This window comes from Mycobacterium simulans, from assembly GCF_900232995.1.
In the GTDB taxonomy this organism is placed as follows: Bacteria; Actinomycetota; Actinomycetes; order Mycobacteriales; family Mycobacteriaceae; genus Mycobacterium; species Mycobacterium simulans.
Map to the genome: position 1 here is coordinate 3,360,826 of NZ_OCVX01000003.1, position 14,672 is coordinate 3,375,497.

The window sequence follows — 14,672 nt, forward strand, 5'->3', positions numbered from 1 at the left end:
ATGTCGAGTCCAGGTCGGTCCAGAATTTCCGATCGCGACATCGCCGCCATCCGCGAAGGGGCCCGAATCGAGGATGTCGTTGGCGACTATGTCCAGTTGCGACGCGCCGGCGCCGACTCGCTGAAGGGCTTGTGCCCATTCCACAACGAGAAGTCACCGTCGTTTCATGTGCGGCCCAACCACGGCCACTTCCACTGCTTCGGCTGCGGCGAGGGCGGTGACGTTTACGCGTTCATCCAGAAGATCGAACACGTCAGCTTCGTCGAGGCGGTCGAACTGCTCGCGGACCGGATCGGCCATACGATCAGTTACACCGGCTCGGCCACCAGCGTGCAGCGTGATCGCGGGAGCCGTAGCAGGCTCATCGCCGCCAACGCGGCCGCGGCAGGGTTCTATGCAGAGGCCCTCGAGTCCGACGAGGCGGCACCGGCCCGGCAATACCTGAGCGAGCGCAGCTTCGATGCCGAGGCCGCCCGTCGTTTCGGCTGCGGCTTCGCGCCGTCGGGCTGGGACACACTGACAAAGCATCTGCAGCGCAAGGGTTTTGAGTTCAAGGAGCTGGAAGCTGCGGGCCTGTCCCGGCAGGGCCGTCGCGGCCCGATGGACCGGTTTCACCGGCGGTTGCTGTGGCCCATCCGCACCTCGGCCGGCGAGGTGATCGGCTTCGGGGCCCGGCGATTGTTCGACGACGATCCGATGGAAGCCAAGTACATCAATACGCCCGAGACGCTGCTGTACAAGAAGTCGGCGGTTATGTTCGGCATCGACCTGGCCAAGCGTGACATCGCCAAGGGGCATCAGGCGGTTGTCGTCGAGGGCTACACCGACGTGATGGCGATGCATCTGGCGGGCGTCACCACGGCGGTGGCGTCATGCGGCACCGCGTTCGGCGACGAGCACCTGGCGATGCTGCGCCGGCTGATGATGGACGACAGCTTCTTTCGCGGCGAATTGATCTACGTTTTCGATGGCGACGAGGCTGGACGCGCTGCCGCTCTCAAGGCCTTCGACGGCGAGCAGAACCTGGCCGGTCAGCCCTTTGTCGCGGTAGCTCCGGACGGCATGGATCCCTGCGACTTGCGGCTGAAGTCCGGTGACGGTGCGCTGCGCGACCTGGTGGCACGAAGAACGCCGTTGTTCGAGTTCGCCATTCGCACCGCGATTGCCGAAATGGACCTGGACAGCGCCGAAGGCCGGGTGGCCGCGCTGCGGCGCTGTGTACCGATGGTGGGCCAGATCAAAGACCCGACGCTGCGTGACGAGTACGCTCGGCAGCTCGCCGGCTGGGTCGGTTGGGCAGATGTCGCCCAGGTCATCGACCGGGTGCGTGGCGAAGCCAAGAGGTTCAAGAATCCCGGCCGGCCCGGATGGAAGGCTCAGGCCGCGCGGTCCCCTGACGCTGCCCCGGCCGAGCCCACCGTCGCCCGTCCCGATCCGCGCGATCCAACCCTGCGGCCGCAGCGTGAGGCGCTCAAGTCGGCGTTGCAATACCCGGCGTTGGCCGGCCCGGTGTTCGACTCGCTGACCGTCGAGAGCTTCACGCACCCCGGCTACGCGGCCATCCGCGCGGCCATTGAGGCCGCCGGCGGTACCTCGACCAGTGTCAGCGGGGCGCAATGGATCGATAAGGTCCGTCAGCAGACCACGTCGGCCGCGACCGTTGGGTTGATCAGCGAACTCGGGGTAGAAGCGATCAAGGTCGACGACGACGAAAAGCTGCCGCGCTACATCGGGGGCGTGCTGGCTCGATTGCAAGAGGTCTGGATCGGCCGCCAGATCGCCGAGGTGAAGTCCAAGCTGCAGCGCATGTCGCCGATCGAACAAAGCGACGAGTATCACGCGCTGTTCGGCGACCTGGTGGCCATGGAGGCGTATCGGCGCAGCCTGTTGGAGCAAGCCAGCGGCGACGATCTGAGTGCCTGAGGCTACGGGGCGGCGTTCGACCGCCGCTCGATCGGGTAATCAACGGGTCGTTCAACAACGGCTGTCTCGTTGTCGATTTCGGTCAAGGTCACGAACCCGGCATCGGGTGAGATGCGATTCGCGATTTTGCGGCGCCCGCCTTCGATCACCGACCTCGCGGCAGGACTGCTGGTCAGCGCGCGGTACGTGCCCGCGATCTGCTCGTAGCGCCGGCGCCCCGCCTTTGCGCCCAACACGTAACCCAGTCCAAGCACGGCGACATACCCGATCAAAGCGGTCCCCTCCGACAAACAATGCAGTTGGTTCCATCCTGCCTCATGCGCCCGGCTTGGGGCGCGTCCGATCCCGCTGCGGCAGGTGGCCCTAGCGAGGGGATACGCGATCGCGTGGTCCCTCTAGTTGGGTGCGGGTATGCCAGTACGCTAGAGTCGTCCCGCGATCTGCGCCAGCAGACGCGCGTCCTGATAGTCCCCTGTAGCTCAACTGGCAGAGCATTCGGCTGTTAACCGAAGGGTTGAAGGTTCGAGTCCTTCCGGGGGAGCTTGAAACCCTGGCTGGGATCAGAGACAGCCGGAAGCGCGTTGTTGTCTGGCGGCCCGCAGGATCGAGCTGGCGGTTAGGAACGCGGGTTTATCGCGGTCAGCGGGTTCGACGGGCAGGTCCGCGGCGCAGCGCAGCACCATGAGGGCCAGCGTGCTGTAGGTCCCATACGGGATGATCAGGAGATTTGCGCAAGCATCCGTGCCGGAGACGGTCATTACGTGCTGGCGCTTGTGTTCCCATCCCGGCTTGTTGAAGTCGGGCGGTCGTTGCAGCGGTGGCCAGTTGACGTTGATCGATGTGATGTCTCCCAACAGGGGGGTCAAGACCGCGACAAGGTCGGGTAATTCATTGGTGATGCGGTCCGCGCGGGGCCACCATGCCCCATCGATGTCGCGGCCGAGCTCGGATGCCACCGATAGTCGAATGGGGTTGACACGGCCCCGACCTCCAAACGGCCGCGTCATCGACGGTATCGCGGTTGGGACCGGGCCCACCAGATGATGACGCTGGCACGCGTGTCGAGTCCGAAAGCCGGGCTTAAGCCGTCTCGTTGTCGCGAAACGGTTGCGGCTGCGCAACTCACGCGCGGTTCCTTCTCGGTCGGTTGCTACCGCCCCACGGATGCAGGCGGACGGAGGAATCACATTGCCGGTGGCCGTCATCCCGCAGATTGCGGCGGACCACCGTGACAACGAAACGGCTCACCGTTGACACTACGCTCCCCAGTGGCATTTCGATGGCCTAAATGCTATGCATTCCGAAAACGACACCACCACAGTGGTTTTCGGTAATAGTCTGGGCGTTCACCGGCCGCTTCCCTTCATGCTGACAACGAGGGCAGGGTATGGCGACCATTCAAAGTCGGCGTGGTGGCCGTAGAGTGCGGAAGTCGCACCAGAGATCCACGAAAGCGCAAAGTTGCCAACGCGGTTGGCGGCGCGCCGACGCATACCACGACCCGTTGGATTAGTGCACAAGCACCGAAAAACTCAATGCAGAAGCGCCCACGCGTATGGCGGGGTAGTGCGACCGGCAACTGAGGAGCGAGTGATTAACGCCCCCACTCCCGTTCGGCCGCTAGCTGAGCGGGAGTGCTAGCACGCGCGGTATCGGCGTCCCGACAAGCCAGGTTCACCAGCGCCCCAGCAAGGGCAAAGATCGGTACGCGATGCCGCTCGCTAGCTGAGATCAGTTCCCGGAAGGCGGCATAAGTGCTGTACCGGCGCCACCCGACCAGTATCCCTACGGCTGTGTCGAGATCACGCGTGCTTTCGTGGCCGCCAGCGCCACGTTGTAGCTGGTTTTGCAGACCTTCGATCATCTGTCGTGGACTTCCTATCCCATCGCCTTGGTGTTTGCTGCCCGGGCGTAAGCCGGTTTCGTGAGAGTTATTGCGGTGACAGGGAATACCCACTTTCGCGCAGATTCACGCACTCTGTCATGCGCGCTGAGACCGGTTCGGCTGTTTGGATGTTCGACGGCTAAGCCGCTGGTGCGCGACGTAGCCGAGCGACGAACGGATACAACTGGCAGCCGAGGCAGATGCCGAAGGCGGCATTGAGGAACGACGCGAACAGCGCGAACGCGGTTGCAACCACGCCGAGCAGCTGGATTCCCGCGGCGAAGCCAGCTACCCCGACGACCGCGAAAATAAGCCCCACCAATTGCGCGAACTTCAGCGGCGGCACCGGCTCCCGTTCCTTCACCGGTCCAATCCGAGGTGCCACCAACTTCCTGAACACCAGCCCGTATGGACTATTGCGGGGCCCCCGTACGGCGCTGATCGCGAAGATGACGGCCTGGACGCCCAGAATTGCCGCCGCCGTGGGTTGGCTGAACGCTGACACCGCCAACGTCAACACCAGAACCGTGCTGGTAATCCACGCGGCGAATCGTGGTCCCCGTACGTCTACTTGGTTGGTAGTGATCGCCATCAACTGCTCCTGTCGGGAATAAGGGGTCGCAGCGCCGTCTGCAGGTCGGCTGCCTTCGGCACACCCGCCGTGCGGTATCGCTGCTGACCGTCAGCGTCGAAGATGAACGTCGTAGGTAGTGACAGCACCGACAGCCGCTTGGCGGCCACCGGGTTCGCGCCGATGTCGATCTCCACGTGCGCCACGTCCGGCAAATCGGCGCACACCTGGTCGACCACGCGACGCACCGCGTCACACGGACCGCACCACTCGGCGCTGAAGTGCACGACGGTCGGCCCCGTACTCGATAAGCCAAGGTCCGACGTGTCCTGCTCGGACGTGGAACTGGCTTCCCGCAATACACCCGAGCGTCGATTGACGGCGACGCCGATCGCGGAGGCTGCGCCCAACGCCGCGATGGTCGCGGTCAAGGCCATCACAAGAGTGCTCACAGCTGCTCCAAAAGACCTCAGATGGAAAAGTCCTCGCCGTACCAGACCCCACCTTCAGGTGGTCGGACGACGCGGTCGGTTTGTGAGCCGCCATCCTGGGCTTCCAGCCTGGCCACCCTGGTGAGCAGGGATTGGAGGCTGACACCCACCAGATCAGGCAGCACCGAGTCGTCCTCGGTTGCCGGGATTGAGCGGCTGACGATTTGCCCGGGGACCCCGACGACCACCGCGCTCGACGGGACATCCTTGACCACGACGGCGTTGGCGCCGATCCGACTGTCGTCGCCGACTTTGATCGGGCCGAGGATCTTGGCTCCGGCCCCGATAATCACCCGGTCTCCGACGGTAGGGTGGCGCTTCCCGGTTTCCCGGCCGGTGCCGCCCAGCGTGACGCCATGGAACAGCGTGACGTCGTCGCCCACCTCGGCGGTTTCTCCGATTACCACTCCGGTCGCATGGTCGATGAACAGTCCGGCACCGAGCACGGCAGCGGGGTGGATCTCGACTCCCGTTAGCACCCGGGTGAGCTCCGCCAGCGCCCGCGCGGCCAGCCTCGCGCCCCGCAGCCACAGCCAATGGCTGATCCGGTGGCCCCATACCGCGTGCACGCCGGGATAGCAGAAGACGACCTCCAGCACCGTGGGCCGGGCCGGATCTCGCTTCCTGGCCGCCCGTATGTCGCGCCGGATATCCGCCAGCATGGCTAGTCGCTCAGATCGGCGAACAGGACTGTGCTCAGATACCGCTCGCCGAAGTCGGGGAGCACGACGACAATCAGCTTTCCGGCGTTTTCCGGCCGACGCGCCAGCTGCAGGGCGGCCGACACGGCCGCGCCCGAGGAAATGCCGACCAGCAGCCCCTCTTCCCGGGCCAGCCGCCGCGCCAGCTCGAGCGCGTCTTCGTTCTCGACGGTGACGATTTCGTCGACCAAACCCAGGTCCAGCACCGGCGGGATGAAGCCGGCGCCGATGCCTTGGATCGGGTGTGGTCCCTTCTGGCCGCCGGACAGCACCGGTGACGCGGCGGGCTCCACGGCCACGAACTGTGCCGATGGTCTGCGTTCCTTGATCACCTGGGCGACTCCGGTGATGGTGCCGCCGGTGCCGATCCCGGACACGAAGATGTCGACCTTGCCGTCGGTGTCTTTCCACACCTCCTCAGCGGTCGTGACGGCGTGGACAGCCGGGTTGGCCAGGTTTTCGAACTGCTGCGGGATGAAATACCGATCGTCGGTCTTGGCCAGTTCCTCGGCCTTCGCGATGGCGCCCGCCATGCCGTCCGGACCGGGAGTAAGGATCAGTTCGGCGCCGTATGCCCGCAGCAGCATCCGTCGCTCGATGCTCATCGTGTCCGGCATGGTCAGTACGCACTTGTAGCCGCGTGCGGCCGCCACCATCGCCAGGGCGATGCCGGTGTTGCCACTCGTCGGCTCGAGGATGATCGTGTCCGGCTTGATCAGGCCGGCCTTCTCGGCCGCGTCGATCATGGCCACCCCGATGCGGTCCTTCACGCTGCCCGCCGGGTTGAACGACTCCAGCTTGGCGACAACGTCGGCCACCGCCCCGTCGGTAACCCGGCGCAGCCGGACCAGCGGCGTATTTCCGATCAGTTGCGTGATGTTGTCCGCGATGCTCATCTGCCTTCTCTCAGAATGTCGGCCCAGGCCTCGTCCCAGCTGATGTCGAATTCGATGGTCACGTCCGTGGGTACGGCTAGGGCAACAGGTGTGTACCGCTGTGGTGCCCCGTCTAACGCCAGCCCGGTCAATACTCTTCCGCCGATGCTGTGTGGAGTGGTTGCAGTCAATGTTATTGCCGATGTACCCGGGGCGCGACGCAGGTAGAACTCGGTCCCAGGTTGAACCACATCGTCGATTGGGAAGCCGTCGGCGTCGACCAGCTCGTGACCTTCGCCGACCGTCAGCTGCAATGGGATCTGCACCTGGAACGGTCCGACGAGTTCGGAATCGGCGGTCGCGTCGGTGGCGATGAGCCGGGGTTCCGGTGTCGCGCGGACGGCTTGGTGTGCTCCCGCGAGCAGGTAGTTGTAGAGGTGCACGACCCGGTCCGCGTTGCGGTAGTGGCGGGTGCCGGTAAGCCAGAAGTCGACATGGTCGATCCCGGTCGTGGCATCGGGTGTGGTGGTGATCAGCCGGTAGTAGCGGTAGCCGGATCCGCCGTGGCCGTGACGGCTGGTAGACAGCGTGCTGCCGACGCCCAGAGCGCGTTGGTAGCGACCCTTTCCGGCGTGCGTGGTCAGTTGTGAGCCGGAGACGTCGTGCCAGACACTGCCGTCGAGCGACTTCTGCAGCTTGATGGTGACGGCGGCGTCCCCGGTTGCCCACAGTGAGTAGCCGCCGAGCTGGGGTTGGCCCTCGAATTCGAAGGTGAGCACCGGTCCTGGCCCGCGGTGGACGGCGATGGGTGCGTTGAGTGGTCGGGTGTCTAGGGACATGCCGTTGGTCAGGTACCAGATCGCGGCCTGTGTTCCGGCGATGGCTTCGTGTTCGCTGATGTTGGCCGGTCCCAATGGGTAGCCGGCCCGGCGCAGCTGTTCGCTGAGTTCGGCGGTAGAGCGCATTGGGAAGGAGTGGCGCAGGATCCACGCCACTTCGGCTTCGCAGTCGCGGGTGAGCAGGTGTGGCAGCGCGGACCAGGTTCCCGGCCTGTAGTGCGACGGCTGGTGCGGGGCGATGCCGGTGAAATCGAGCGAGTAGGCCTGCAGGTTCGGGTTGAGCCTGATCAGGTCAGTGCGCGCGGTGGTGCCGTCGGCGAACACGACCTTGTCAACGGTGTGGGAATAGGTGCCGCCTCGGTAGCGCGTCATGCGAGTCAGTTCGGTGACCGGCCGCACGTGGGTGCGGCGACGGGTCGCCACAGGCGCCAGGGCACGGCTGGGTACGGAGAGCACAGTCATCGGCGGTTGATCTTCCTGAAAGAATTCGAGCTACGCGCGTCACGGTGTCGCGGGTGACCGGCTCGCGCGAACGCTGCTGGAGGTCAGAGTCAGACGGGGTCAGGAAATCAACAACAACAACAGTCGACGGCAAGGCAGCGCGAGGGGACGAAGCGCGGCTGAACGGCCTGTTGCATGGCCCCACTATACGGCATGGACAAATTTCGGCAGTTCGGCTCACGGGCGGGCCTAATTCTTTGCCGTACGATCACCATCGCATACGCTCGGCACAGCGCAAGCGATCCGCAAGCGATCTTTGTGGGGCACAATGGCTCTGCCCCACAGTCCACAGTCCGCGCGCTACCCGACCACCCACGGAAGGACCATGATGACTTCGCCTCAATCGGGGGCCCAAACTGAGTCTCAGGCACTCGGCGATCTCGCCGCCAGGCAGCTTGCCAATGCGACGAAGACCGTTCCGCAGCTCTCGACGATCACGCCGCGGTGGTTGCTGCATCTGCTGAGCTGGGTGCCGGTGGAAGCGGGTATCTACCGCGTGAACCGCGTGGTCAACCCCGAGCAGGTTGCGGTCAAGGCCGAAGCGGGCGCCGGAACCGAAGGGCCGCTGCCGGAGACCTATGTCGACTACGAGACGAGCCCGCGTGAGTACACACTGCGGACGATTTCGACACTCCTCGATATCCACACCAGGGTGTCTGACCTGTACTCCAGCCCGCACGACCAGATCGCGCAGCAGTTGCGACTGACCATTGAGACGATCAAGGAACGCCAGGAGTCCGAACTGGTCAACAGCCCCGAGTACGGGTTGCTGGCGCAGGCGACCCCGGAGCAGACCATCCAGACGCTCGCCGGCGCACCCACGCCTGACGATCTCGACGCGCTGATCACCAAGGTCTGGAAGACACCCAGCTTCTTCCTCACGCACCCGCAAGGTATTGCCGCGTTCGGCCGTGAAGCCACCTACCGGGGTGTACCGCCCGTTGTGGTGAGCTTGTTCGGCGCGCAATTCATCACCTGGCGCGGCATTCCGTTGATCCCGTCGGACAAGGTGCCCGTCAAGGACGGCAAGACCAAGTTCATCCTGGTGCGCACCGGCGAGGAGCGCCAGGGAGTGGTGGGCCTGTTCCAGCCCGGCCTGGTCGGCGAACAAGCGCCCGGGCTCTCGGTTCGGTTCACCGGCATCAATCAGTCGGCGATCGCGACATATCTGGTCACCCTGTATACGTCTTTGGCTGTCCTCACTGACGACGCGCTCGCCGTGCTCGACGACGTCGCTGTGGACCAGTTCCATGAGTACAAGTGAGTACCGGTCGGTAGACGCCGAAAGCGAGCTCCCCATTAGCGCTGCGGAGCTCGCCGCGCTGGCCAATCAGTTGTACGCGGCCGGTATTCGGCCGGGTCCCGATAGTCCACCGCAGACAACGCAGGTCGCGCCGCGCGGCAACGTGCCCGACACGACGGCGGCTACTTCTGCTGGCCAGGTGGCGGCGGGCACGGCTGATCCGTTCCCGGCTCCGATTCCGTTGATCGGCGTCTCGGACATCTACATCCCGGCGCCGACGTCCCCGGGACCCGAAGGAGTACCGCCGCAGGCGGTGCCGGTTGCTCCGCGTGGAAACCTGCCGGACGCAACCGCGGCGCCGTCGGCGGCCGAGACGACCGAGGCGGTAGCGGATCCGTTCCTGCCGCCCGGTATTGCGGATCTGACCGCGTTCGCGGTACCGAATTCCGGGATCGTGCCGACCGTGCCCGGGGTGCTGGCCGGGGGGACGCCGACGGGGCCGGTGGCGCCGCGCGGCACCAACCCTGTGCGGCCAGAATGGCCGCATGGGGCGCCCTCGGTCGCCGACCTGGGCTGGTCTGATGCACCTTCGGTCGTGTCGACGGGGGATGAGGCGGACTACTACTTCCTGAATAGGCCCGAGCCGGTGCCGCAGTTGCCTGACGAGCACGAGGTGTTCGACGTGAACGCGGTGCGGGCCGACTTTCCGATCCTGAAGGAGACGGTCAACGGCAAGCCGCTGATCTGGTTCGACAACGCCGCGACCACTCAGAAGCCGCAGGTGGTGATCGACCGGCTGTCGAACTTCTACGCCCACGAGAACTCCAACATTCACCGCGCGGCGCATGAGTTGGCGGCCCGGGCGACAGACGCCTACGAAGAGGCCCGCGAGACCGTGCGGCGTTTCATCGGCGCTTCCAAGGCCGAACAGAACATTTTCGTGCGCGGCACCACGGAGGCCATCAACCTGGTGGCCTACGCGTGGGGCGGCAAGCACCTCGGCCCCGGCGACGAGATCGTCATCACCCACCTCGAGCACCACGCCAATATCGTTCCGTGGCAGCTGGTTTCGCAACAAACGGGCGCAATCCTGAAGGTCGCGCCGGTGGACGAGGCGGGCAACCTGCTGTTGTCGGAGTTCGAGGACCTGCTGGGTCCGAAGACGAAACTAGTTGCCGCGACTCACGTTTCAAACGCCCTGGGCACAGTGACGCCGGTTGAGAAGATCGTCGAGCTGGGCCACCGCTACGGCGCGCGGGTGCTCATCGACGGGGCGCAGTCGATTCCGCATCTGCCGATAGATGTCTCGGCGCTTGGCGTTGACTTCTTCGCGTTCTCCGGCCACAAGATCTATGGGCCCACCGGAATCGGCGTGCTCTACGGAACCGAGGAAGCGCTGGCCGAGACACCACCGTGGCAGGGCGGCGGCAACATGATCGCCGACGTCACGCTGGAGCGGTCGCTGTATCAAGGGCTGCCCAACAAGTTCGAGGCCGGGACCGGAAACATCGCGGACGCCGTCGGGCTCGGCGAGGCGCTGCGGTATGTCGAGCGGGTGGGCATCGAGCGCATTGCCGCCTACGAGCATGCCTTGCTGGAGTATGCGACCCCCCGCCTGGCCGACATTCCGGGTGTTCGGCTCGTTGGCACGGCGGACGAGAAGGCCAGCGTGTTGTCGTTCGTGCTGGCCGGACACGAGCCGCTCGAGGTGGGCAAGGCGCTGAACGCCGAAGGCATCGCGGTGCGCGCCGGGCATCACTGCGCCCAACCGATTCTGCGTCGGTATGGCTTGGAGGCCACCGTCCGTCCCTCGCTTGCGTTCTACAACACCTTCGAGGAGGTCGACGTGTTCCTGCGGGCGGTGCGCCGCATCGCCGAGGGCGGGACCAACGTCGGCTGAAACTGGCGTCAGCAGACGCAAAGGCCCCCAAAATCAGCCGATTTGGGGGCTTTTGCGACTGCTCGTGCTCCCTGCCGCATAAAGTTCATCCCCAGATCGCCACCGTTAACCCGCGAACTGGGGCCCCGCATGAACCGAACGCAGCTCCTCACCCTCGTCGCTACGGGCTTGGGCCTGTTCATGATCTTTCTCGACGCACTGATCGTGAATGTGGCACTGCCCGAGATCCAGCGCAGCTTCGGCGTGGGCGAGGACGGCCTGCAATGGGTGGTGGCGGCCTACAGCCTCGGCATGGCGGTATTCATCATGTCGGCGGCGACACTGGCCGATCGCTACGGCCGCCGTCGCTGGTACATCGCGGGGGTTTTCTTGTTCACGCTGGGATCCATCGCCTGTGGCATGGCGCCCTCCATCGGGGTGCTTGCCACCGCCCGGGGTGTGCAGGGCTTGGGCGCTGCGACTGCCAGTGTGACCTCGTTGGCCCTGGTCAGCGCGGCCTTTCCGGAAGCCAAGCAGAAGGCGCAGGCAATCGGGATCTGGACCGCCATTGCCAGTGTTGGCACGACGGCCGGCCCGACGCTTGGCGGTCTGCTGGTGGACCAGTGGGGGTGGCGCAGCATCTTCTACGTCAATGTGCCCATGGGCGTGGTTGTCCTTCTTCTGACCGTGGGCTTTGTGAAGGAGTCGTGCAACGAGCGGTCGGGACGCTTCGACCTGTCCGGGCAGGTGCTGTTCATCGTGACCGTGGGGGCTTTCGTATACGCGATCATCGAGGGCCCCCAGGTCGGCTGGACATCGACGCAAACCGTCGGGCTGCTGTTGGTGGCCGCCGTTGGCGCCATCCTGTTCTTGTGGCTCGAGCGCAGATCGCCGGATCCGATGATGGATCTGAGCTTGTTCCGCGACACCTCGTACGCATTGTCCATCGGAACCATCTGCACGGTGTTCTTCGCTGTCTACGGGATGCTGCTGCTCACCACGCAGTTCCTGCAGAACGTGCGTGGCTATACCCCGAGCGTGACCGGCCTCATGATCCTCCCGTTCAGCGCGGGCGTGGTCGTCTTATCGCCCCTGGTTGGCCCCCTCGTGGGCCGGGTCGGCGCGCGCATGCTCGTCTTACTGGGGCTGTGCCTGTTGATGCTGGGTCTGCTGACGCTAATCGCCAGCGAGCATCGCAGCTCGGGCTTGGTCCTGATCGGGTTGGGCATGTGCGGCATGGGCGTCGCGTTGTGCCTGACGCCGATCACGACCGTCGCCATGACCGCCGTCCCACCAGAACGGGCGGGCATGGCGTCCGGCATTATGAGCGCCCAGCGCGCGATCGGCTCGACGATTGGTTTTGCCGTCCTAGGCTCTGTCCTCGCCGCTTGGCTGACGGCCACACTCGAGCCTCATCTGGAGCCGGTGGTACCCGACCCGGTCGAGCGACACGCCATCGCCGCGGTGATCATCGACAATGCCAACCCGCGAGCGCATGTCAGCGGAATCGCACCGCGGCAACATATCCCGCACCGCGACCCCGCGCAGGTTGCGGAGGAAGATTTCATCGACGGCATCCGCATCGCGTTCCTCATCGCCACCGTGTCGTTGGCCGGTGTGTTCGTCGCCGGTTGGCGCTGGTTCCCGCGTCGCATCGCCAAGCGCGAGGTTGCAACACCGGCGATCGTTGAATGACTGAAATTACGCCTGTTCTTAGTCGTATGTTGGCAGCCACATGATGTCGACGATGGCCTGCGTGACGTCATCATGCGTTCTGGTGGCCACCCCGTCGTCCACGGCAGCGCGATAGACGGCCTGCGCGACGGCGCTCGAGACGGCGCGCAAGTCCTGGACATCCGGCAATAGGGAATCTCCGGGGCGCGCCGGATTAGCCTGGCGTGCAATAGCTTTCGCCGCCGCGTGCAGCAGGCCCTGGGTGAGCAGCCGGGCGCCGGCGACGATCACGCCCAGCCCAATGCCGGGGAACACCAGCACATTGTTGGCTTGGCCAATGGTATAGGCGGTCCCGTTGTAGTCGACGGGCGCGACGGGGCTGCCGGTAGCAAGCAATGCCTTGCCGTCGGACCAGGACAGCACGTCGGCCGGCATGGCTTCCATCCGCGAGGTCGGGTTGGACAGCGGGAAAATCATCGGTCGTTCACAGGACGCCGTCATAGCCTCGATGACCTCCTGGGTGAACGCACCGGACACCGCCGAGCACCCGAGCAGGACGGTCGGCGCCGCCATCTTGATGGCGTCGAGCAGTCCGACTCGATCCCCGGCCGCCACGCCGAGCTGACCGCGGTTCTTCGCGTAGGGCACCTGAAAATCGCGCAGGTCGGCCATGTCGTCGAACAGCAGGCCCTGCTTGTCGATCGCCCAGATCTGTGCTGTCGCCTGCTCGACGGTGGCGCCGTCGGCGACCATTGCGTCCCGGATCTGATCGGCGACCCCGATCCCGGCCGTTCCGGCGCCGAAGACAACCGCCCGCTGCTCGCGCAAGGGAATACCGGTGACCGCCGATCCGCCGTCCACGGCAGCCACCACCACGGCGCCGGTGCCCTGCACATCATCGTTGAACACGCAGTAGTCGGCACCGTATGTCTGCAGGATCATTCGCGCGTTGGCCGGCCCGAAGTCCTCGAAATGCAACAGCGCGCGCGGAAACATCCGATGGGCGGTCTCGATGTAGTGCTTGATGAACTGGTCGTATTCGGCGCCGCGGCGGCGCGCATGACGATTGCCGAGATAGAACGGGTCCTGCAGCAGTTGTTCGTTATCCGTGCCGACATCCAGGGACACCGCCAGGGTGCGGCGCGGGTCGATGCCACCGCCGGCCGTGTACAGCGCCAATTTGCCCACCGCGATCTGGATGCCACCCACACCCCAGTCGCCGATACCCAGGATCGCTTCGGCGTCGGTGCAGACAATCAGGTCGATGTCGTCGGGTCCTTGCCCGAGCGTTTCGAATGCTGGGCCGATATCTCCGGGTTCGTCGATGCTCAGGAACAAACCGCGTTGCCCGCGGTATTCGTCGGAGAAGCGCTGGATAGCCTCGCCAACGGTGGGCGTGTACACCACCGGCATCAGTTCCGGCAGATGCTCGGTGAGCACTTTGAAGTACAACAGTTCGTGGCGGTAGTGCAATTGCTCGAGAAGCAGATTGCGTCCTAAATCTGTTGCAAGGCTTTGCAATTGATGCCACACCCGATCGGCTTGCTGCTCGAGGGTGAGCACCGCCGACGGCAGCCGGCCGGTGAGCCCGAGCCGTCGCCGCTCCTCATGGGTAAACCCAACCCCGCGATTGAGGCTTGGTGTGGACAGTGCGGCCGGAAACCGTGGCACGCAGGCATCGCTCATCTCTAACCTCCGTCCGTGACTTCGCGCGTCACGTCACGGTAGCGCCGATCGAGGTGAACCCGCGGTTAACGACCGGAGGTGGAATTGGCCGCGTCCGGGTCGAACTGTTGCGCGTTGAACGCAATCTCGCAGACGCACAGCTGTGCCACGTCGCGGGACCATTGCCGCAGTTGGGACCAGCGCTTGCGCATCATGTGCTGCGCGTAGACCTTGTCGCGCTGCTCGGGGGAGAACGCCAAGTCCAGGTTGACGGGCAGCCCTGCCCAATCGACGTGGTCAGGTGCCGACGCCTGACGACACTGCAACGGGCATTCCCGAGTCATGGCTCGATGGTGCGACCGGGATGTTTCAACTGCTCGATCTGCGACGTTTCCGCCGCATTACAAGTTCCCCTTAGTAGACGT

General features: G+C 64.9%; 14 protein-coding genes and 1 tRNA gene. 5 read left to right on the forward strand and 10 right to left on the reverse strand.

Features of this window, described 5'->3' with window-relative positions:
• Positions 1-1,923, forward strand: a complete 1,923-nt coding sequence (gene dnaG, locus MSIMFI_RS15905; protein ID WP_191497911.1) for a DNA primase — start codon at positions 1-3, stop codon at positions 1,921-1,923.
• 2 nt (positions 1,924-1,925) lie between these two features.
• Here dnaG and MSIMFI_RS15910 read toward each other — a convergent pair whose 3' ends face one another.
• On the reverse strand, positions 1,926-2,195 hold the full coding sequence (locus MSIMFI_RS15910) for a hypothetical protein (protein WP_191498220.1): 270 nt from the start codon (positions 2,193-2,195) through the stop codon (positions 1,926-1,928).
• A 196-nt stretch (positions 2,196-2,391) separates the two neighbouring features.
• Here MSIMFI_RS15910 and MSIMFI_RS15915 point away from each other — a divergent pair.
• Positions 2,392-2,464 (forward strand) — tRNA-Asn (locus MSIMFI_RS15915).
• Between the two features lie 19 nt (positions 2,465-2,483).
• Here the strand turns inward: MSIMFI_RS15915 and MSIMFI_RS15920 are convergent.
• The 7 genes from MSIMFI_RS15920 to MSIMFI_RS15950 all read right to left on the reverse strand — a co-directional run bounded on the left by MSIMFI_RS15920 (position 2,484) and on the right by MSIMFI_RS15950 (position 7,747).
• A complete protein-coding gene (locus MSIMFI_RS15920; protein ID WP_191497912.1) occupies positions 2,484-2,930 on the reverse strand; it encodes a DUF5994 family protein in 447 nt (148 codons plus the stop codon).
• 587 nt (positions 2,931-3,517) lie between these two features.
• Entirely contained in the window at positions 3,518-3,787 is a 270-nt protein-coding gene (locus MSIMFI_RS15925; protein ID WP_186243790.1) for an ANTAR domain-containing protein, read from the reverse strand.
• Between the two features lie 160 nt (positions 3,788-3,947).
• Positions 3,948-4,400, reverse strand: a complete 453-nt coding sequence (locus tag MSIMFI_RS15930) for a DUF4395 domain-containing protein (RefSeq protein WP_191497913.1) — start codon at positions 4,398-4,400, stop codon at positions 3,948-3,950.
• The gene (locus tag MSIMFI_RS15935) at positions 4,400-4,831 is read right to left on the reverse strand and encodes a thioredoxin family protein (protein ID WP_191497914.1); all 432 of its coding nucleotides are present in this window, start codon (positions 4,829-4,831) and stop codon (positions 4,400-4,402) included. Before MSIMFI_RS15935 ends, MSIMFI_RS15930 begins: the two co-directional genes overlap by 1 nt.
• Before the next feature lie 17 nt (positions 4,832-4,848).
• Positions 4,849-5,532 carry a serine O-acetyltransferase gene (cysE, locus tag MSIMFI_RS15940; RefSeq protein WP_191497915.1) on the reverse strand — a complete coding sequence of 228 codons (684 nt, stop codon included), beginning with the start codon at positions 5,530-5,532 and terminating at the stop codon, positions 4,849-4,851.
• A 2-nt stretch (positions 5,533-5,534) separates the two neighbouring features.
• Positions 5,535-6,467 (reverse strand): cysteine synthase A, encoded by a 933-nt coding sequence (cysK, locus tag MSIMFI_RS15945; RefSeq protein ID WP_186243786.1) that lies wholly within the window; start codon positions 6,465-6,467, stop codon positions 5,535-5,537.
• Complete coding sequence (locus tag MSIMFI_RS15950) at positions 6,464-7,747, reverse strand: TQXA domain-containing protein (protein WP_191497916.1); 1,284 nt, start codon at positions 7,745-7,747, stop codon at positions 6,464-6,466. Before MSIMFI_RS15950 ends, cysK begins: the two co-directional genes overlap by 4 nt.
• 367 nt (positions 7,748-8,114) lie before the next feature.
• On the opposite strand from MSIMFI_RS15950, the gene MSIMFI_RS15955 reads away from it, so the two are divergent.
• The 3 genes from MSIMFI_RS15955 (at position 8,115) to MSIMFI_RS15965 (ending at position 12,603) form a co-directional block, all read left to right on the forward strand.
• Complete coding sequence (locus MSIMFI_RS15955) at positions 8,115-9,050, forward strand: family 2A encapsulin nanocompartment shell protein (RefSeq protein WP_191498221.1); 936 nt, start codon at positions 8,115-8,117, stop codon at positions 9,048-9,050.
• Positions 9,037-10,929 carry a family 2A encapsulin nanocompartment cargo protein cysteine desulfurase gene (locus tag MSIMFI_RS15960; RefSeq protein ID WP_191497917.1) on the forward strand — a complete coding sequence of 631 codons (1,893 nt, stop codon included), beginning with the start codon at positions 9,037-9,039 and terminating at the stop codon, positions 10,927-10,929. The genes MSIMFI_RS15955 and MSIMFI_RS15960 overlap by 14 nt, the downstream gene beginning before the upstream one ends.
• A gap of 129 nt (positions 10,930-11,058) precedes the next feature.
• Positions 11,059-12,603, forward strand: a complete 1,545-nt coding sequence (locus MSIMFI_RS15965; RefSeq protein WP_186243783.1) for an MFS transporter — start codon at positions 11,059-11,061, stop codon at positions 12,601-12,603.
• 18 nt (positions 12,604-12,621) lie between these two features.
• Here MSIMFI_RS15965 and MSIMFI_RS15970 read toward each other — a convergent pair whose 3' ends face one another.
• On the reverse strand, positions 12,622-14,268 hold the full coding sequence (locus MSIMFI_RS15970) for an NAD-dependent malic enzyme (protein WP_191497918.1): 1,647 nt from the start codon (positions 14,266-14,268) through the stop codon (positions 12,622-12,624).
• A gap of 65 nt (positions 14,269-14,333) precedes the next feature.
• A complete protein-coding gene (locus tag MSIMFI_RS15975; RefSeq protein ID WP_191497919.1) occupies positions 14,334-14,591 on the reverse strand; it encodes a hypothetical protein in 258 nt (85 codons plus the stop codon).
• Positions 14,592-14,672: the final 81 nt, after the last annotated feature.

Coding starts and splice junctions, on each gene's coding strand:
- MSIMFI_RS15965 (WP_186243783.1), top strand. CDS start 11,059: ATGAACCGAACGCAGCTCCTCACCCTCGTCGCTACGGGCTTGGGCCTG.
- MSIMFI_RS15975 (WP_191497919.1), bottom strand. CDS start 14,591: ATGACTCGGGAATGCCCGTTGCAGTGTCGTCAGGCGTCGGCACCTGAC.
- cysK (WP_186243786.1), bottom strand. CDS start 6,467: ATGAGCATCGCGGACAACATCACGCAACTGATCGGAAATACGCCGCTG.
- cysE (WP_191497915.1), bottom strand. CDS start 5,532: ATGCTGGCGGATATCCGGCGCGACATACGGGCGGCCAGGAAGCGAGAT.
- MSIMFI_RS15930 (WP_191497913.1), bottom strand. CDS start 4,400: ATGGCGATCACTACCAACCAAGTAGACGTACGGGGACCACGATTCGCC.
- MSIMFI_RS15955 (WP_191498221.1), top strand. CDS start 8,115: ATGACTTCGCCTCAATCGGGGGCCCAAACTGAGTCTCAGGCACTCGGC.
- MSIMFI_RS15925 (WP_186243790.1), bottom strand. CDS start 3,787: ATGATCGAAGGTCTGCAAAACCAGCTACAACGTGGCGCTGGCGGCCAC.
- dnaG (WP_191497911.1), top strand. CDS start 1: ATGTCGAGTCCAGGTCGGTCCAGAATTTCCGATCGCGACATCGCCGCC.
- MSIMFI_RS15970 (WP_191497918.1), bottom strand. CDS start 14,268: ATGAGCGATGCCTGCGTGCCACGGTTTCCGGCCGCACTGTCCACACCA.
- MSIMFI_RS15920 (WP_191497912.1), bottom strand. CDS start 2,930: ATGACGCGGCCGTTTGGAGGTCGGGGCCGTGTCAACCCCATTCGACTA.
- MSIMFI_RS15950 (WP_191497916.1), bottom strand. CDS start 7,747: ATGACTGTGCTCTCCGTACCCAGCCGTGCCCTGGCGCCTGTGGCGACC.
- MSIMFI_RS15960 (WP_191497917.1), top strand. CDS start 9,037: ATGAGTACAAGTGAGTACCGGTCGGTAGACGCCGAAAGCGAGCTCCCC.